Origin of the sequence: Azospira sp., from assembly GCF_030247495.1 — a bacterium.
Classification (GTDB): Bacteria; Pseudomonadota; Gammaproteobacteria; order Burkholderiales; family Rhodocyclaceae; genus Azospira; species Azospira oryzae.
This window is the reverse complement of sequence record NZ_JAOTRW010000002.1, coordinates 135,508-151,916: the sequence shown is the minus strand read 5'-3', so window position 1 is coordinate 151,916 and position 16,409 is coordinate 135,508. Positions and strand designations below refer to the sequence as shown.

Here is a 16,409-nt window from a genome sequence, read left to right as displayed (position 1 = left end):
AAGGTAGCCGGGGCCGCCGGGGGCGGCGCCAAGCCCTAGCCGGGGGTGCCGGGAGCGGCCTGCAGCAGGGTCTCGAGGCGCTCGGCGACGGCGGGAAAATCGCTGGCGGGCACCGGGCGGGAGAAGTGGTAACCCTGGCCGTAGCGGGTGCCCATGCTGCGCAGCAGGGCCAGCTGGGCCTCGTTCTCGACCCCTTCGGCCACCACCTCCAGGCCCAGGCTGCGGGTCATGGCGACGATGGCCTCCACCAGGGCCCGGTCGCTGCTGTCCTGGCCCATGTCGCGGACGAAGGACTTGTCCACCTTGACTGTGGTCACCGGGAAACGCTTCAGGTAGGAGAGGGAGGAATAGCCGGTGCCGAAATCGTCCAGGTAGATGCGGATGCCCACCTGGCGCAGGGCCTGCAGCCACTCCAGGGCCTGCTTCATGTCGGACATGAGCACGCCCTCGGTGATTTCCAGGACCAGGGCGCCGGGGGGCAGGCTGCGCCGGCTGAGGGCCTCCATCACCGCCGAGGGCGGCAGGCCGTGGGGAATCTGGCTGCCGGAGACGTTGATGGAGAGGTACAGGTCCTCCCGGCCTTCCCGGCGCCACTGCTGCAGCTGGTCGCAGGCCGTTTCCAGCACCCACAGGCCGATTTCCTGGATCAGGCCGGTTTCCTCCGCCACCGGGATGAAGTCGTCCGGCGGCACCATGCCCTGCTGGGGATGGACCCAGCGGATCAGGGCTTCGGCCCCGGCCAGGCGGTTCTGCTGGATGTCCACGATGGGCTGGTAGAACAGGCGCAGCTCCTGGCGCTCCGCCGCCAGGCGCAGTTCGTTCTCCAGGCGGCGCCGGTTCTCGGCGGCGGCGGCCATGGAGGGGTGGAAGAACTGGTAGTCCCGGCCGCCGCTGCGCTTGACCCGGTCCAGGGCCAGTTCGGCGTTGCGCAGCAGGGTCAGCAGTTCCCGCCCGTCCTCCGGGTAGAGGGCGATGCCGACGCTGCTGCCGACGAAGGCCGGGGTGTCCCCCAGCTCGTAGGCCAGGCCCAGGGTCTCGACGATGCGGTGGGCCACCTTGGCGGGAATCTCCTGGCCTTCCACATTGGGCAGGAGCAGGGCGAATTCGTCGCCGCTGGTGCGGCCCAGCCAGTCGCTGCCCTTGATGCAGTTGCGCAGCCGGTTGGCGGCCATCAGCAGCAGTTCGTTGCCCACGTCGAAGCCCTGGCCGTCGTTGATGCGCTTGAAGCCGTCCAGGTTGATGAGCAGCAGGGCGAAGGGCTGCTCGGGATGGAGGATGATCATTTCCCGGATCTGCTGCTCCAGGCCCATGCGGTTGCCCAGGCTGGTCAGCAGGTCGGTGACGGTCATGCGCTGGGCAAAGGTCTCCACCAGCTTGCGCTGGGTGATGTCGCTGGCGATGCCCTGGACCAGGGCGTCGCCGATGGGGGTCAGGCTCAGGTGCAGCCAGCGCGGATTGTCCGGCAGGGCCAGTTCCAGGTCGTCCTCCTGGGCGCTGTTGCTTTCCAGGCAGCTGCGCAGCAGGGCCGCCGTCTGCTCCGGCTGGCCCCAGGGCAGGGCCAGCAGGTTGGGCGGCATGCCGCCCGGCCGCTCCTCCTGGCCGCTGAGACGGGCCAGGGAACGGTTGTGGGAGAGCAGGGTGCCCTGGCCGTCGGCCACGAAAATGCCCGATTCCGCATTTTCGAAAATGTGCCGGTACTTGCGCTCGTCCATGGCCTGGCGCAGGCGCAGGCTGTGCTCCTCCTCCAGGGCGGCCACCAGGTCCTCGGTGAGACCGTTGATGTCGTCCACCAGGCGGCCGATTTCGTTGCCGCCGTGGCCGGGGGGCGCCGGCAGCCGCTCGCCCAGGGTCGGCTTGAGCAGGTGCAGGCGGTCGGAGATGGCCTTGATGGGGGCGACGATGAGGCGCAGGACGATGAAGATCACCGCCAGGGTCAGCAGGGCCAGCTGGGCGGCCAGTACCAGGCCGACGAACAGGCTCTCGCGGAAGGTGCGTTGTTCCAGGGCTTCCCGGTTGGGTTGCAGCTCGATTTCACCGACCCGGCGGGTGGGGTCGAAGGGGGAGTAGATGTCCCGCCGCAGGGCGGCGGCGCTGTTCTGGGACAACTGGCCGCTGCGCTCCTCCCGCCCCAGCTCCTGGTTCAGGCTGCGGATGCTGACGGCGGCCACCTCGCTGTTGCGGATCAGGCCCCGGGCCACTTCCGTCGCCAGCTGGGCGTCTTCGATGAAACAGGCGATGCGCACCGTCTCCTCGATGGTGTCGAGCAGTTCCCCCAGGCGGTTGTTGGCTTCCTGCTGGGCCAGGTGGTTGGTGACGACCCAGGTGATGCCGATCACCAGGGTGCCCACCAGCAGGGTGACCCCGGCCATGGCCCAGACGGCCCGGCTGAGGATGTTGCGTTTGGGCGGGCATCTCATGGGGTCCGGTTCTCCAGTTCCAGCACCACCTTGACCCGGCCATCAACCCGGCTGCGGTCCAGGTAGCCGATGGCGCCCCGGTTGCTGGCCACGGTGTTGAGCAGCATGTCCGGCGACTGCTGCTGCAGGGGCGGCGAGGTGCGCCCGGAGAAGATCACCCGGGCCCAGTAGGCATTGATCTCCGCCGGGCTCTTGCCCACCAGGCGCCAGTAGAACTGGGTCCGCTCCAGGGATTCCTGGGGCAGTTCCAGGGGCACGGCGGTGAGGCCGGAGGGGAACTGGCGGTAGCGGCCGAGGAAAATGTTGGTGACGTCTTCCCGGCTCAGTTTTTCCACGCCGCTGCGGGGATTGACCACCACCACCAGGTCGCCGGCGGCCTGCCCGGCTGCGGGGAGCAGCAGGGCCAGGGCGAGGCGGAGGCTGGGCAGGAGGCGGGGTTTCACGGGCGTCGTCTCAGAAAATGAAGTCGGTGACGATGCTGATGACGTCGGTGCGGCCGTTCCAGCCCGGCGTGTCGCGGCGGGTGGGGAAGATGGAATCGCTGCTGCCGCGCACGGCGTCGTACTGCAGCTTCAGGTCCATGTTGGTGCGGAAGTCCCAGCGCAGGCCCAGGGTCACGGTGTGCTGGTGGCTGCGGGAATCGGCCAGGATGCTGTTGACGGCCGCATTCAGCAGGCCAGGGGGCAGTCCCGTGGTCAGGCTCTTGGGCGTGGATTTCTGCCAGGAATAGCCGGCGTAGGGCGTGAACTGGCCGATGCGGTAGCCGGCCAGCAGGGTGCCGGCCCGGGAATCCTGGAAGGCGGCGCTCTGCTGGCGGATGCGGTTGAGCATCAGCTGGGCCTGCAGGGGGCCGGATTCGTAGAGGGCGCCGAGGGAGTAGAACTCGCTGTCCTTGTCCTGGGTGCCGAGGGCGTCGGCCGCGGCGGCAGCACTGGGTACACCGCTGGCCCGCAGGCCGTTAACCACCGGGTCGATGGGCAGGTTCTGGCCGAAGCGCAGGTGGGCGTAGCCGGCCCGCAGGGTCCACGGGCCCTGCAGGTAGTCCAGGTGGCCGCCGTACATGCTGGAGCCGCCCATCTGCCATTGCTGGTCGCCCAGGGCCAGGCTGCCGTGCATGCGGCCGCTGAAGGCCTGCACCTTGCCCAGGCCCGGCCCCAGGGGGAAGGTGAAGCTGCCGTCCACCCCGTCCACGTGGGAGAAGGGCAGGGAGGTGAAGTAATCCACCGAGGGCCGCACCGCCAGGTAGGAATAGCCCACCAGGCGGGAGTCGGCGAGCATGAAGAAATTGGTGCCGAGGCGGCCGGCCCGCAGGCTGAGGGAGGGGGTGGGGTCGTACTTGAGGTAGGCCCAGGTCAGTTCGGGCTGGTAGGTCTGGTCGTAACGGTAGCGGGTGACGCCCTGGACCACCGCCTCGAGCTGGTCGGTGGCCTGCCAGTTGGCCTGCAGGCCGAGCACGCTGTCCACCCGGGACGACCAGTTGCCGCCGGAGGTGCCCCGGGGCTGGGAAAGGTCCCGCACGAAGTCGGCGCCGTCGGCGGAGGAGCGGGTCAGGCCCAGGGTGCCGAAGCCCCGCAGATGCAGGCGCGCGGGCTCGTTCTCCAGGCTGTCGGCAGCGTCCGCGGCGGCCGCGAGCGGCAGGCAGAGCAGGGCGCCGAGCAGGGCTGCGAGGCAGGCTGTAGACGGCCCCGGCGCCAGCATCGGGCCGGGGTCGGGACGGTTCTGGGCAAGACTGTTTTCTTTATACATTGGTCAATTCCACCCCCCCTGGTGCGGCTCGAGGGAATTGCGTCTGTTGGCTGTCAGTCTGTTCTTGACGCAGCTTAACCAATTGCTGCACTGCGTAAAAGCAATTAATACACGCCGGCAGGCCCGCCGGCTGCGGTCCCGGCCGTTCGGCGGGGCAAAAAAAATCCGGCGGACCCTTGCGAGTGCGCCGGTTTGTCAACGGAGGTTGGGAGGTGACAAAAAAGGTGTTGCTGGTTCCGCTCCCGCCGCGGTTGGGGCGGCGGGGGCGGAGGTGTTGCCGGGACCTCAGGCGGCTGCCTTGTCCTCGCCCTTCACGAAGAAGCTGGCGATGTACAGGATCAGGCCGATGAGGAAGACCACGCCGGTCCACTCACGCATCCAGTAGAACAGGGAGATCTTGTCCTGGGTTGCCATGAAGGACAGGGGAGTCTCGGAGACGCGCTGCAGCCAGACTTGCAGGATGCCGGCGGCGGTGAGGAACAGGGTGATGAAGACGATGGAGATCGTCATCAGCCAGAAGCTCCACATTTCCAGGACCTGGGACTTGTTGCTGTTGGCAGCACGGCCGCGCAGGATGGGCATGGCGTAGGAGATCATGGTCAGGTTCACCATCACGTAGGCACCGTAGAAGGCCATGTGGCCGTGGGCTGCCGTGATCTGGGTGCCGTGGGTGTAGTAGTTCACCGGAGCCAGGGTGTGCAGGAAGCCCCACACGCCGGCGCCCAGGAAAGCCATCACACCGGTCCCCAGGGCCCACAGGGTGGCGGCCTTGTTGGGGTGTTCGCGACGACGGCGGTTCACCATGTTGAAGGCGAACACGGTCATGGCGAAGAAGGGGATGGGCTCCAGGGCGGAGAACACGGAACCCCACCACTGCCAGTATTCGGGCGTGCCGATCCAGAAGTAGTGGTGACCGGTACCGATGATGCCGGTGACCAGGGTCAGGGTGATGATGACGTAGAGCCACTTTTCGATGACTTCACGGTCCACGCCCGTCACCTTGATCAGCACGAAGGCCAGCATGGCGCCGAGGATCAGTTCCCACACGCCTTCCACCCAGAGGTGCACCGTCCACCACCAGAAGAACTTGTCCAGGACCAGGTTGGTGGGGTTGTAGAAGGAGAACAGGAAGAACACGGCCAGACCCCACAGACCCAGCAGCATCACCAGGGAGATGGAGGTCTTGCGCCCCTTCAGCACGGTCATGCTGATGTTGAAGAGGAAGGCCAGGGCGACGATGACGATACCCACCTTGGTGATCAGCGGCTGTTCCAGGAACTCGCGGCCCATGGTTTCGAGCAGGTCGTTACCGGTCAGCTCGGCCAGGGTGGCGTAGGGAACCGCCAGGTAGCCGACGATGGTCAGGGCCCCTGCCACCAGGAAGATCCAGAACATGGCGAGCGCCAGCTTGGGGCTGAACAGCTCGGTTTCCGATTCTTCCGGGATCATGTAGTAGGCCGCACCCATGAAGCCGAACAGCAGCCACACGATGAGCAGGTTGGTGTGGACCATGCGGGCCACGTTGAAGGGGATCATCGGGAACAGGAAGTCCCCGATCACATACTGCAGGCCCATGATCAGCCCGAATATGATCTGCCCGACGAAAAGACCGATTGCCGCGATGAAATACGGCGTGGCAACGGCCTGGGATTTATATTGCATAGCGATGACTCCTTAAGCGTAAGCTCTGTTTTTCTGGGGTCCGCGTCGAGGCATCAGCCCTCGATGTTGGGCGGCCAGTTGGCGGTATTGATCTCAGAGGTGTACTTGAGGAAAGCCACCAGATCGTCCAGTTGCTGCTCAGTCAGGTTGAACTGAGGCATCTGGCGACGGCCGGGGGCACCGCTGGGTTGGCCCTTGATCCAGGCTTTGATGAAGTCACCACCGCGGCGGGGATACACATTGCCCAGCTCGGGCGCAAAGTAAGCGCCTTCGCCCAGCAGCGTGTGGCAGCCGATGCAGTTACGGGTTTCCCAGATTTTTTTACCGTTGGCGACGGCCGGGGTCAGATTGGCCCGGTTATCGCGCTTCGGCAGTGTTGCGGTTGAGTCGAACGACAATGCCAAGAACAGCAGAAAGAAAAAGACCGTTCCGCCGAAAAAGATATTGCGCGCCATCGACTTAGTGAAAGCGCCGCTCATGCTGCCCTCCTTTCATGAGAGGAAAAAATAAAGATGGAACACGGCAGTGCGGAGAGTAGCGACGGGGCTCCTTATGCAGCCATGATGTGAATCAAAAAGGCCGGAAGGGCCTCCGTCGCTCTCCGGACAAGGCCGGCTTTGGGATTCCGCCCTCCAGCCCTTAGAATTGAGGCTTCACCCCTAGTCCGGCCTCACGCCATGCCCGAACGCACCCTCGCAGACCTGATGACCTGGAATATCGTCGAGGTGGAGCGTCGGACCACCCTGCTGGCGGCGGTGGAAGTCATGGAAACGGCCCGCATCAGCTCCCTGCTGGTGCGCGAGGGCGCCCTGATGGTGGGCATCGTCACCGAACGGGACATCCTGCGGGCCCTCTCCGCCAACGTGGACGGCCTGCTGGCGGTGGATCAGGTGATGAGCTCCCCGGTGTATACCGCCGATTCCCGCATGTCCGTGCATCACGCCTACCACCTGCTGGCGGAAAAGGGCATCCGCCACCTGCTGGTGACCGGCGAAGCGGGCCAGCCCGTGGGGGTGGTCAGCGAGAGCGACTTCCGCTTCCACCTGGGGGTCGCCTTCTTCCGCCGCCTGCGGGACGTCAATGCGGTGATGCAGAGCAGCGTCCAGCTGCTGCAGCCCGGCGATACGGTGCGCCAGGCCCTGGCCCTGATGTCCGCCGGCAGCCTGCGCTGCGTCGTCGTCGCCGAGGCCGGCCGGCCCCTGGGCATCCTCACCGAGCGGGACGCCCTGCGCTTCTTCCGCCGCGGTGCCGACAGCCTGGAGCAGCCCCTGGCCGCGGTGATGAGCGCCCCGGTGGCCAGCATTCCGGAAGGCTATCCCCTCAGCCAGGCGGTGGACCGCATGCAGGCCGAGCACGTGCGCCATCTGGTGGTGGTGGGGGCGGCCGGGGAGGTGGTGGGCGTGGTGTCGGAGCACGACATCGTCAGCCAGCTGGAAAGCGAATACCTGGACTACGTGCTGCAGGAAGGCCAGTCCATCCGCGCCCAGCTCAGGGAAAGCCGCCTGCGCCTGAGCGCCGTCTTCAACCAGACCAGCGAGTTCATCGGCATCCTGGACCTCAAGGGGCGCCTGCTGGAGGCCAACCAGTCGGCCCTGGACCTGATCGGCCGCCAGCCCGCCGAGGTGCTGGGCCAGCTGTTCTGGGAAACGCCCTGGTGGGTGCATGAGCCCCTGGTGCAGCAGCGCCTGCGCCAGGCCGTCGAGCGGGTGGCGGCGGGCGGCGAGGCCCAGCGCTTCGAGGTCACCCACATGCGCCGTGACGGCCGCCTGCGCTACGTGGATTTCATCCTCAAGTCGGTGGAGGACGAACCGGGCCAGCCCCTGCAGCTGCTGGCCGAGGGGCGGGACATCACCGACCGCAAGGAAGGGGAGGAGCAGCACCGGCTGGCCCTGAGCGTGTTCGAGAACAGCCACGACGGCATCCTCATCACCAACCCGGAAGGCCTGATCATCGAGGTGAACCGGGCCTTCTGCGAACTCACCGGCTACGCCCGGGAGGAGGCCATCGGCCAGCCGGCCCGCATGCTCAATTCCGGCCACCACGACCGTACCTATTTCCGCCAGCTGTTCCAGGTGGTCTCCGAGCGGGGCTTCTGGAAGGGCGAGATGTGGAACCGCACCAAGTCCGGGGCGGTGACGGCGGTGCTGATGACGGTCAGCGCCGTGCATGACGATGGCGGGCGCATCAGCCACTTCGTCGGCGTCTTTTCCGACATCACCCAGCAGAAGGAAAACCAGCGTCGCCTGGAGCGCCTGGCCCATTACGACGCCCTCACCGGCCTGCCCAACCGCACCCTGATGAGCGACCGCCTGCACCTGGCCATGGCCCAGGCCCAGCGCCGCAACAAGCTGCTGGCGGTGTGCTACCTGGACCTGGACGGCTTCAAGGCCATCAACGACAGCCACGGCCACCAGGCCGGCGACCGCCTGCTGATGGACGTGGCCGAGCGCCTGCGCCGCTCCCTGCGCGGTGGCGACACGGCGGCCCGCCTGGGGGGCGACGAATTCGTCCTGCTTCTCAACGACCTCACCGCCCTCTCCGAACTGGAGCAGATCCTGGAGCGGCTGCTGCTTTCCCTGGCCGCTCCCTTTGCCCTGCAGGGACAGACGGCCAGCGTTTCCGGCAGCATCGGCGTCACCATCTATCCGACGGACGATGCCGATGCCGACACCCTAGTGCGCCACGCCGACCAGGCCATGTACGCCGCCAAGCAGTCCGGCCGCAACCGCTACCAGCTCTTCGACACCGAGCAGGACAGCCGGGCCCGCAGCCTGCGGGAAGCCATAGTCAATGCCCGCGCCGCCCTGGAGCAGGAGCAGTTCCGCCTCTACTACCAGCCCAAGGTGAATCTCTGTTCCGGCCTCATCGTCGGCTTCGAGGCCCTCATCCGCTGGCAGCATCCGGAGCAGGGCATCCTGGCGCCGGCGGCCTTCCTGGTGGACCTGGAGGAGACCGACCTCATCGTCGATATCGGCGACTGGGTCATGGAAACCGCCCTGGCCCAGCTGGAGGCCTGGCAGGCCCTGGGCTGGGACTATCCGGTGAGCATCAACATCGCCGCACGCCACCTGCAGCAGCCCAACTTCCTGCCCCGCCTGCAGCGGGCCCTGGAGCGCCATCCGGCGGTGCCGCCGCGGCTGCTGGAACTGGAAATCCTGGAAACCGCGGCCCTGGAAGACGTGGGCCAGGTGAGCCTGGTCATCGCCGCCTGCCAGCGCCTGGGGGTGGGCTTCGCCCTGGACGACTTCGGCACCGGCTATTCCTCCCTCTCCTATTTCAAGAGCCTGCCGGCCCGCACCCTGAAGATCGACCAGTCCTTCGTGCGCGATATGCTGCACGACCCGGAAGCCCTGGCCATCGTCGAGGGCGTGGTGGGGCTGACCTCCGCCTTCCAGCGCAGCGTGGTCGCCGAAGGCATGGAAACCGTCGAGCACGGGGTCATGCTGCTGCGCCTGGGCTGCATCCATGCCCAGGGCTATGCCATCGCCCGCCCCATGCCGGCGGCGGAGGTGCCCGCCTGGGCCGCCTCCTTCGAGCCCGATCCGCGCTGGGTCGAGGTGGCGTCCCAGCAGTGGCTGCGGGAGGATTTTCCCCTGGTGGCGGCCCAGGTCGAGCACCGGCGCTGGATCGACACCGTCATCCAGGCCCTGGAGGAGGGCGACGCGGAGTGCCTGCCCGCCGACCTGGCCGATCCCACCCGCTGCCGTTTCGGCATCTGGTACCTGGGCAGCGGCCAGCAGAACTACGGCGACCTGGCCGCCTATGGGGCGCTGGACGGCCCCCACCGGGAGGTCCATGCCCTGGCCAGGGCCGCCGCGGCCCAGCTGCAGGCCGGCGACGCCCGGGCCGCCAAGGCCGTCATCCCCCAGCTGCGCCGCCATGGGCGGGCCCTGCTGGCGGCCCTGGAACAGTTGCAGGCCGCCATCATCGCCCAGCGGGAACCCCGCTGCGTCGCCGCCCCCTGTGCCGACGACCTGCCCGTCGCCCCTTGATGTCCCCTGACGCCCCTTCAACGAACCAGGCTTGCGCCATGAACTACGCCATCGTCCCCGTCACTCCCTTCGAACAGAACTGCACCCTGCTGTGGTGCCCCGAGACCATGCGGGGCGCCGCGGTGGACCCGGGGGGCGACCTGCCCCGCATCCTGGCCGCGGCCGAGAAGCACGGCGTCACCCTGGAAAAGATCCTGGTGACCCACGGCCACATCGACCATGCCGGCGGCGTCGCCGAACTGGCGGCCCAACTGGCCATTCCGGTGGAAGGGCCCCACGTGGACGACCGGTTCTGGATCGACGGCATGCCCCAGCAGTCCAAAATGTTCGGCTTCCCCGACGTGCGCAGCTTCACCCCGGACCGCTGGCTCCAGGGCGGCGACAGCGTGCAGGTGGGGCGCCAGACCCTGGAGGTGCTGCACTGCCCGGGCCACACCCCGGGCCACGTGGTCTTCTTCGACCGCCCGGGCAAGCTGGCCCTGGTGGGCGACGTGCTCTTCGCCGGCTCCATCGGCCGCACCGATTTTCCCAAGGGCGACTACGACACCCTGATCCGCTCCATCCGGGAAGTGCTGTTCCCCCTGGGAGACGAGGTGGAGTTCATTCCCGGCCACGGCCCCATGTCCACCTTCGGCCAGGAACGGCGCTTCAACCCCTTCGTCGGCGCCCATGGCTGAAATGGTCGAGACCGTCGATCAGGCGGAGCCCCCCACCTACCAGCTGCTGATCCAGGTGGCGCAGCCCGTCACCGTGACGGTGGGGCGCCTCGGTCCCTGTTCCTTCCCGGCCGGCCGCTACGTCTACACGGGCTCGGCCCGGCGCAACATGGCGGCCCGCCTGGCCCGCCATCTCTCGCCCCACAAGCTGCTGCACTGGCACATCGACTACCTGCTCACCGCCCCCGGCGTGCAGGTGGTGGGCACCCGCCTCTTCGACGAGCCCGAATGCCAGATCAACCGCAACATGCCGGGAGAAGTGCTGATCCCGGGCTTCGGCAGCACCGACTGCCAGGCAGGCTGCGGCAGCCATCTCAAGTATCTGGGGGTTTGAGGCGGGGAAAACTTAGCCACAGAGGGCACAGAGAACACAGAGAAAAGGCGGGAAGCCGAGTTGTTTGGTGTAGATGGGAGCCGGAGGCTTGGCTAGGTGCCGGCAGCGAAGAAGGAAACCCTCTGTGCTCTCTGTGTCCTCTGTGGCAAAGCTGTTGCTCCCCCGGAGCCCCTTTATCCACGGGCTTCGGCGTCGATCGGGCGGGCAAGATAGCGGGAAAGGCGGGAAAAATGCTATCTTCACGCCTTCTTCACCCCCGAGCCGCTCCGGAAACGGTGGTCGCGGCCCTGTATGGATCTAGGCATCATCCTGTTGTTGATTGTTTTGAACGGCATTTTCGCCATGTCCGAAATTGCCGTGGTGTCCTCGCGCAAGGCCCGCCTGCAGCGGATGGCGGAGGACGGCAGCCAGGGCGCCGCCGCGGCGCTGAAACTGCATAGCGAACCTTCCCGTTTCCTCTCCACCATCCAGGTCGGCATCACCTCCATCGGCATTCTCAGCGGCGCCGTCGGCGAGGCGGCCCTGGCCGATCCCCTGACCCAATGGCTGTCCCAGTTTCCCCTGCTGGGCGAATCGGCCCGGGTCATCGCCCTCTCCCTGACCGTGGTCCTGCTCACCTACATGTCGGTGGTGGTGGGCGAACTGGTGCCCAAGCAACTGGCCCTGCTCGGCCCCGAGGGCATCGCCTCCCTGGTGGCCCGGCCCATGGGCTGGCTGTCGCGCCTGACGGCGCCCCTGGTGTGGCTTTTCTCCGCTTCCAGTGGCGCCATCCTGCGCCTCTTCGGCGCCCGCCGCAGCGATGAGCCGCCGGTGACCGACGACGAGATCAAGGTGCTCATGGGCCAGGGCGCCGAGGCCGGCGTCTTCCATGAGAGCGAACAGGAGATCGTCTCCAACGTGCTGCGCCTGGACGAGCAGCGGGTGGCGGCCATCATGACGCCGCGCAAGGACATGTACCTGGTGGACCTGGCCGAATCCGAGGCCGAGGTGCGGCGCCAGGTGGCCGAGTGCCCCTACGCCCGGGTGGTGGTCTGCCAGGACGGCCTGGACCGGGTGCTGGGCATCCTGCAGCGGGGTGACCTGCTCAAGCCGGTGCTGGAGAACGCCCCCTTCAACGTGCGCAAGGCCCTGCGGCCGCCGGTCTATGTGCCGGAGAGCGTCACCACCACCCATCTGCTGGAATCCCTGCGCCGCAACCGGGCCCAGTTCGCCCTGGTCATCGACGAATACGGCGAGGTGCAGGGCCTGGTTACCCTCAACGACGTGCTGGCCGCCATCGTCGGCGACATGCCGAGCCAGGACGACGACGGCGAGCAGGACGTGGTGGAGCGGGAGGACGGTTCCTACCTGATGGACGGCGGCCTTTCCATCGAGCGCCTGAAGTCGGTACTGGAGGTCAAGGAAGAGCTGCCGGGGGAAGAGGAAAACGCCTTCCACACCCTGGGCGGCCTGGTCATGCACCAGCTGGGCCGAGTGCCGGTGGAAGCCGACCATTTCCACCTGGCCGGCTGGCGCTTCGAGGTGGTGGACATGGACAAGAACCGGGTGGACAAGGTGTTGCTGTCCCTGGGCGACCCGGAGACGGACGACCAGGCCGACGCCGCCTGAGGCAACAGTCTCAGCCGCAAAGAAGAACGCCGGGCAGTGCCCGGCGTTTTTGCGTCAACCGTTGTTGCGTTCCAGCAGCAGCTGGAAATCCTCCACCGGCACCGGCGGGCTGAACAGGTAGCCCTGGATTTCGTCGCAGCCGGCGGCCCGCAGGAAGTCGAGCTGCTCCTCCGTCTCCACCCCTTCGGCGATGACCAGCAGGCGCAGGTTCTTGGCCATGCTGATGATGGCCTTGGCGATGGCCGAGTCGTCGCCGTCGTGGGGGATGCCGCTGACGAAGGACCGGTCGATCTTCAGGTTGTCGATGGGGAATTTCTTCAGGTAGGCCAGGCTGGAATAGCCGGTGCCGAAGTCGTCCAGGGCCAGGCGCACGCCGGCCTGGTGGAAGTCCTCCAGCATCTGGATCACCGCCTCCGAGTTGTGCATGAGCATGCCCTCGGTGATTTCCAGCTCCAGGTTTTCGCCGGGGAAGGCGTGCCGTTCCAGGGTTTCGTTCACCAGCTGGGAAAGGCCGGGGCGGAACTGGCGCGGCGACAGGTTCACGGCGATGGTCAGGTCCTCGTAGCCGGCCTCGCGCCACAGGTGGCCCTGGCGGCAGGCCGCATCCAGGACCCAGGCGCCGATGCTGACGATGAGGCCCGTCTCCTCCGCCAGGGGAATGAAGGCGGTGGGCGGGATCATGCCCTGTTCCGGATGGTGCCAGCGGATCAGGGCCTCGGCGCCGACGATGCGGCCCGTGGCCAGCTCCACCTGGGGCTGGTAGTAGAGGCGGAATTCCTGGCGCTCCACCGCCTTGCGCAGGGCCCCTTCCAGCTTCAGGCGCTCCAGGGAGCGCAGGTTCATTTCCTGGGAATAGAAGAGGGGGCCGCCGCTGGTCTGCTTGACCCGGTACATGGCGGTGTCGGCGTTGCGCAGCAGGGTTTCCGCGTCGCGGCCGTCGTCGGGGAAGACGGCGATGCCGATGCTGGCGGTGAGCAGCACCTCGTGGTGTTCGATCTGGAAGGGCTCGGCCAGGGCGTCGAGGATCTTCTGCCCCACCAGGGCGGCGTGTTCCCGCTTGGTGATGTCGAACAGGGCGACGATGAATTCGTCGCCGCCCAGGCGCGCCACCACGTCCTCGGCCCGCAGGGTCTCCTGCAGGCGCCGCGCCACTTCCTTGAGCAGGGCGTCGGCGGGGGCGTGGCCGAAGGAATCGTTGATGGTCTTGAAGCGGTCCAGGTCCACGAACAGCACGGCACCGTGGGTCTGGTTGCGCTGGGCTTCAATGAGGGCCTGTTCCAGCAGGGAGAACAGCAGGGAGCGGTTGGGCAGGCCGGTGAGGGCGTCGTAGTAGGCCAGGCGGTAGATCTGCCGTTCCGCCTCCTTGCGCTCGGAAATGTCGGAGAAGACCAGGAAGTAGTGGCTGAGGATGCCCCGGGTGTTTTTCACCGAGCTGATGGAGACCCATACCGGATAGGTGTCGCCGTTCTTGCGCCGGTCCCACAGCTCGCCCTGCCAGGCGCCGGAGGAGGCCAGGGCCACCTGGATTTCCGCCGCCAGGTTGGGGTCGTCCCGGGTCGGCTGCAGCAGGGCCGGCAGGCTCATGCGCACCTCGGCCTCGCTGAAGCCGGTGATGTCGCAGAAGGCCTTGTTCACCGACAGCACCCGCTGCATGGCGTCGGTGACGATCACCGCCTCGCTGTTGTGCTCGAAAATCTTGGCGTGCAGGCGCAGCTTCTCTTCCCGCTCCAGCTGGTTGGTGATGTCCACCAGGTAGCCGATGAGGCCCGCCGGTTCGCCGGCCTCGTTGCGCGACAGGGAAAGGGAGACGCTGGCCCAGAACACCTCGCCCGACTTCTTGCGCCGGCGCACCTCGAATTCCCGGCGGCCGTGGTCGAGGAAGGCGTTGTAGAAGAGGTCGTCCTCCTCCTCCAGGGTCTCGCTGCCGTCGTCGGCATAGAGGAAGAGGATGTGCCTGCCCACGGCCTCGGCGGCGGTGTAGCCGAACAGGCGCTCGGCCCCCTTGTTCCAGCCCATGATGTAGCCGGACAGGTCCATGGTGATGACCGAGTCGTGGATGTGGTCGAGGATCTGGCTCTGCTCCTCCACCTTGGCTTCCATGCGGGCCAGGTCTTCCTGGCGCAGGTTGAAGGCCTGGCGGGCATGCAGGGCACCGGCCAGGAGGGCGGCCAGGTCGCCGAAACGGCGGTGTTCCAGGGCGCTGTAGCCCTCGGCCTTGCCGCCCACGGCGAGGAGCCCCAGCAGCATGTCGCGGAAGGTGAGGGGACAGGCCAGGGCGTCGGGCCGGGTGGCCACGGTGCCCGAGCGGCGCGCTTCTTCAAGCAGGGCCTGCCAGGGGCCGGCACTGGCGGGCAGTTCCAGGGTGCCATCCCCGTTGGCCAGGTACAGCGTGCCTTCCGGGCTGGCCATGGCGCTGCGGCACATCGCCTCCAGCTGGGCCACGGGAATCTCGCCTTCCCGCAGCAGCAGGGCGTAGCACAGCTGGCCGGCCAGCTCGAAATCGGTGGCGCCGCCACCCAGATGGGGAAGGAAGGAGTTGCCCTGGTCGGGAGCCATGGTTCTGCCGCCTGCCTCAGGCCACGTCGATGTGGCTGACCCAGGCCAGGGCGTCCACCTGCAGCTGGCCCAGGGCATCGCCGCGCAGGCGCAGCTTTTCCAGCAGGGCCGTATCCGGCGCCGGCAGGCCCCGTTCCAGGCTTTCCACCAGGGACAGGGCGTCGCCCAGGGGGCCCTGGTGGCGGCCCACGGCCTCGGTCACCTCGTCGGCCAGGGGCAGGGCCGCCAGCACGCTGTCCATGGGCAGGTGCAGCAGCACGTCGAGCAGGGAGAAGGCTCCGGCCATGTAGGCGCAGTCGTGGAAGTCCGTGTCCTCCGCCGCTTCCGGATGGGCGGCGAGGGCGATCAGTTCCACCAGGCGGCCGCGCAGGGCGGCCTGGGGCATCAGGGGATTGGGCTGGCTGCCGGCGTTGAACTGGTTGGCGTAGATCAGCAGTTGCAGCCAGCGCTGCAGCTGGCGCCGGCCCAGCAGGGTGATGGCCTGGGCGAAGCTGGTGATCTTGGTGGTGGCGCCGACGGAAACGGAATTGACCAGGCGCAGCAGGTTGTAGGAGAGCTTGGGCTCCTGTTTGATCATTTCCTCGATCTCCCGGGTGTCCGCGTCCTGGACGATGAGGGAGAGCAGCTTGAGCAGGCGCAGCTTGGTCGGGTCCGCCGGGGAGGTGGGGCATTCCTCCGGCTGGGGCACGAATTCGCCGCTCATCAGGGTAAAGCCCCGGGCGCCGCACCAGACGAAGAGGTCGTGGCTGCTGACGCCGTCGGCCACCAGGGTCAGGCCCTTTTCCTTGAGCCGGTTGAGCAGCACCGGGGAGACCTGCTCCCGGGCCGTGGCCGCATCCAGGCGCAGCAGCTGGGCGCCGGCCTCGGCGCATTGTTCCAGGGCCGGGGCCGAATCCACGTCGGCCCCCAGGCGGTAACCCTGTTTGGCCAGTTCCTGGCAGCGGGCGGCGCCGGCCGCATCGAGCCAGACCTCCGCCGGCAGCAGCAGGGAGACCTGTTGCGGCGGCAGCTGGCGGGTCAGGCCGCTGTGGTTGAGGTCCGTACCGCTCAAGGGCACCAGCCAGGGCAGGGGCGAGGGCTGGGGCTGGTTCTGGCCGTGGGCGAAAAGCTGGCTGCTGGCGGCCAGGCCGATGCCCCGGGGCCCCAGTTCCAGGGCCGACCAGGCTTGATTGACGTCCAGCAGGGGGCGCAGGCAGGAGAGGGTGGCCGAGGTCATTAGGGATTTACTCAAAACGAAGCGGTGTTCTTGGGTCGATTCTTGTTTTTTCGGGCCCGAGGGCCGTTTTTCCGACCTCGTGGGGGCATCCCCCGACGGGGGGCGCTGCAACGGGATGGTAACGGGAGACCAGGAAAATTCAACCCTTTTTGTCAATAAAGC

Annotated in this window: 11 protein-coding genes; 4 read left to right on the top strand and 7 right to left on the bottom strand. The window is 67.3% G+C overall.

What is annotated here, in order from left to right:
• Positions 1–35: 35 nt before the first annotated feature.
• The 5 genes from OEL49_RS00690 to OEL49_RS00670 all read right to left on the bottom strand — a co-directional run bounded on the left by OEL49_RS00690 (position 36) and on the right by OEL49_RS00670 (position 6,304).
• A complete protein-coding gene (locus OEL49_RS00690) occupies positions 36–2,417 on the bottom strand; it encodes a putative bifunctional diguanylate cyclase/phosphodiesterase (protein ID WP_014238127.1) in 2,382 nt (793 codons plus the stop codon).
• Positions 2,414–2,860: a hypothetical protein gene (locus tag OEL49_RS00685; RefSeq protein ID WP_152088924.1), complete on the bottom strand. Its 447-nt coding sequence runs from the start codon at positions 2,858–2,860 to the stop codon at positions 2,414–2,416. Before OEL49_RS00685 ends, OEL49_RS00690 begins: the two co-directional genes overlap by 4 nt.
• 10 nt (positions 2,861–2,870) lie before the next feature.
• Positions 2,871–4,163, bottom strand: coding sequence for a porin (locus OEL49_RS00680; protein WP_287873756.1), 1,293 nt, complete (start codon positions 4,161–4,163; stop codon positions 2,871–2,873).
• A gap of 285 nt (positions 4,164–4,448) precedes the next feature.
• Complete coding sequence (locus OEL49_RS00675) at positions 4,449–5,825, bottom strand: cbb3-type cytochrome c oxidase subunit I (RefSeq protein ID WP_014238124.1); 1,377 nt, start codon at positions 5,823–5,825, stop codon at positions 4,449–4,451.
• Between the two features lie 53 nt (positions 5,826–5,878).
• Positions 5,879–6,304, bottom strand: coding sequence for a c-type cytochrome (locus OEL49_RS00670; protein WP_014238123.1), 426 nt, complete (start codon positions 6,302–6,304; stop codon positions 5,879–5,881).
• Positions 6,305–6,502: 198 nt separating this feature from the next.
• Here OEL49_RS00670 and OEL49_RS00665 point away from each other — a divergent pair, with 198 nt between their 5' ends.
• The 4 genes from OEL49_RS00665 to OEL49_RS00650 all read left to right on the top strand — a co-directional run bounded on the left by OEL49_RS00665 (position 6,503) and on the right by OEL49_RS00650 (position 12,475).
• Positions 6,503–9,817, top strand: a complete 3,315-nt coding sequence (locus tag OEL49_RS00665; protein WP_287873754.1) for an EAL domain-containing protein — start codon at positions 6,503–6,505, stop codon at positions 9,815–9,817.
• A gap of 38 nt (positions 9,818–9,855) precedes the next feature.
• Complete coding sequence (locus OEL49_RS00660) at positions 9,856–10,494, top strand: MBL fold metallo-hydrolase (RefSeq protein WP_014238121.1); 639 nt, start codon at positions 9,856–9,858, stop codon at positions 10,492–10,494.
• Positions 10,487–10,867, top strand: a complete 381-nt coding sequence (locus OEL49_RS00655; RefSeq protein ID WP_014238120.1) for a GIY-YIG nuclease family protein — start codon at positions 10,487–10,489, stop codon at positions 10,865–10,867. Before OEL49_RS00660 ends, OEL49_RS00655 begins: the two co-directional genes overlap by 8 nt.
• A 342-nt stretch (positions 10,868–11,209) precedes the next feature.
• Positions 11,210–12,475, top strand: coding sequence for a hemolysin family protein (locus OEL49_RS00650; RefSeq protein WP_235832411.1), 1,266 nt, complete (start codon positions 11,210–11,212; stop codon positions 12,473–12,475).
• Between the two features lie 54 nt (positions 12,476–12,529).
• Here OEL49_RS00650 and OEL49_RS00645 read toward each other — a convergent pair whose 3' ends face one another.
• Together OEL49_RS00645 and OEL49_RS00640 are read right to left on the bottom strand one after the other, a co-directional pair.
• Positions 12,530–15,031: a putative bifunctional diguanylate cyclase/phosphodiesterase gene (locus OEL49_RS00645; protein WP_287873753.1), complete on the bottom strand. Its 2,502-nt coding sequence runs from the start codon at positions 15,029–15,031 to the stop codon at positions 12,530–12,532.
• A 16-nt stretch (positions 15,032–15,047) separates the two neighbouring features.
• Positions 15,048–16,247: an EAL and HDOD domain-containing protein gene (locus OEL49_RS00640; RefSeq protein WP_287873752.1), complete on the bottom strand. Its 1,200-nt coding sequence runs from the start codon at positions 16,245–16,247 to the stop codon at positions 15,048–15,050.
• Positions 16,248–16,409 lie beyond the last annotated feature (162 nt).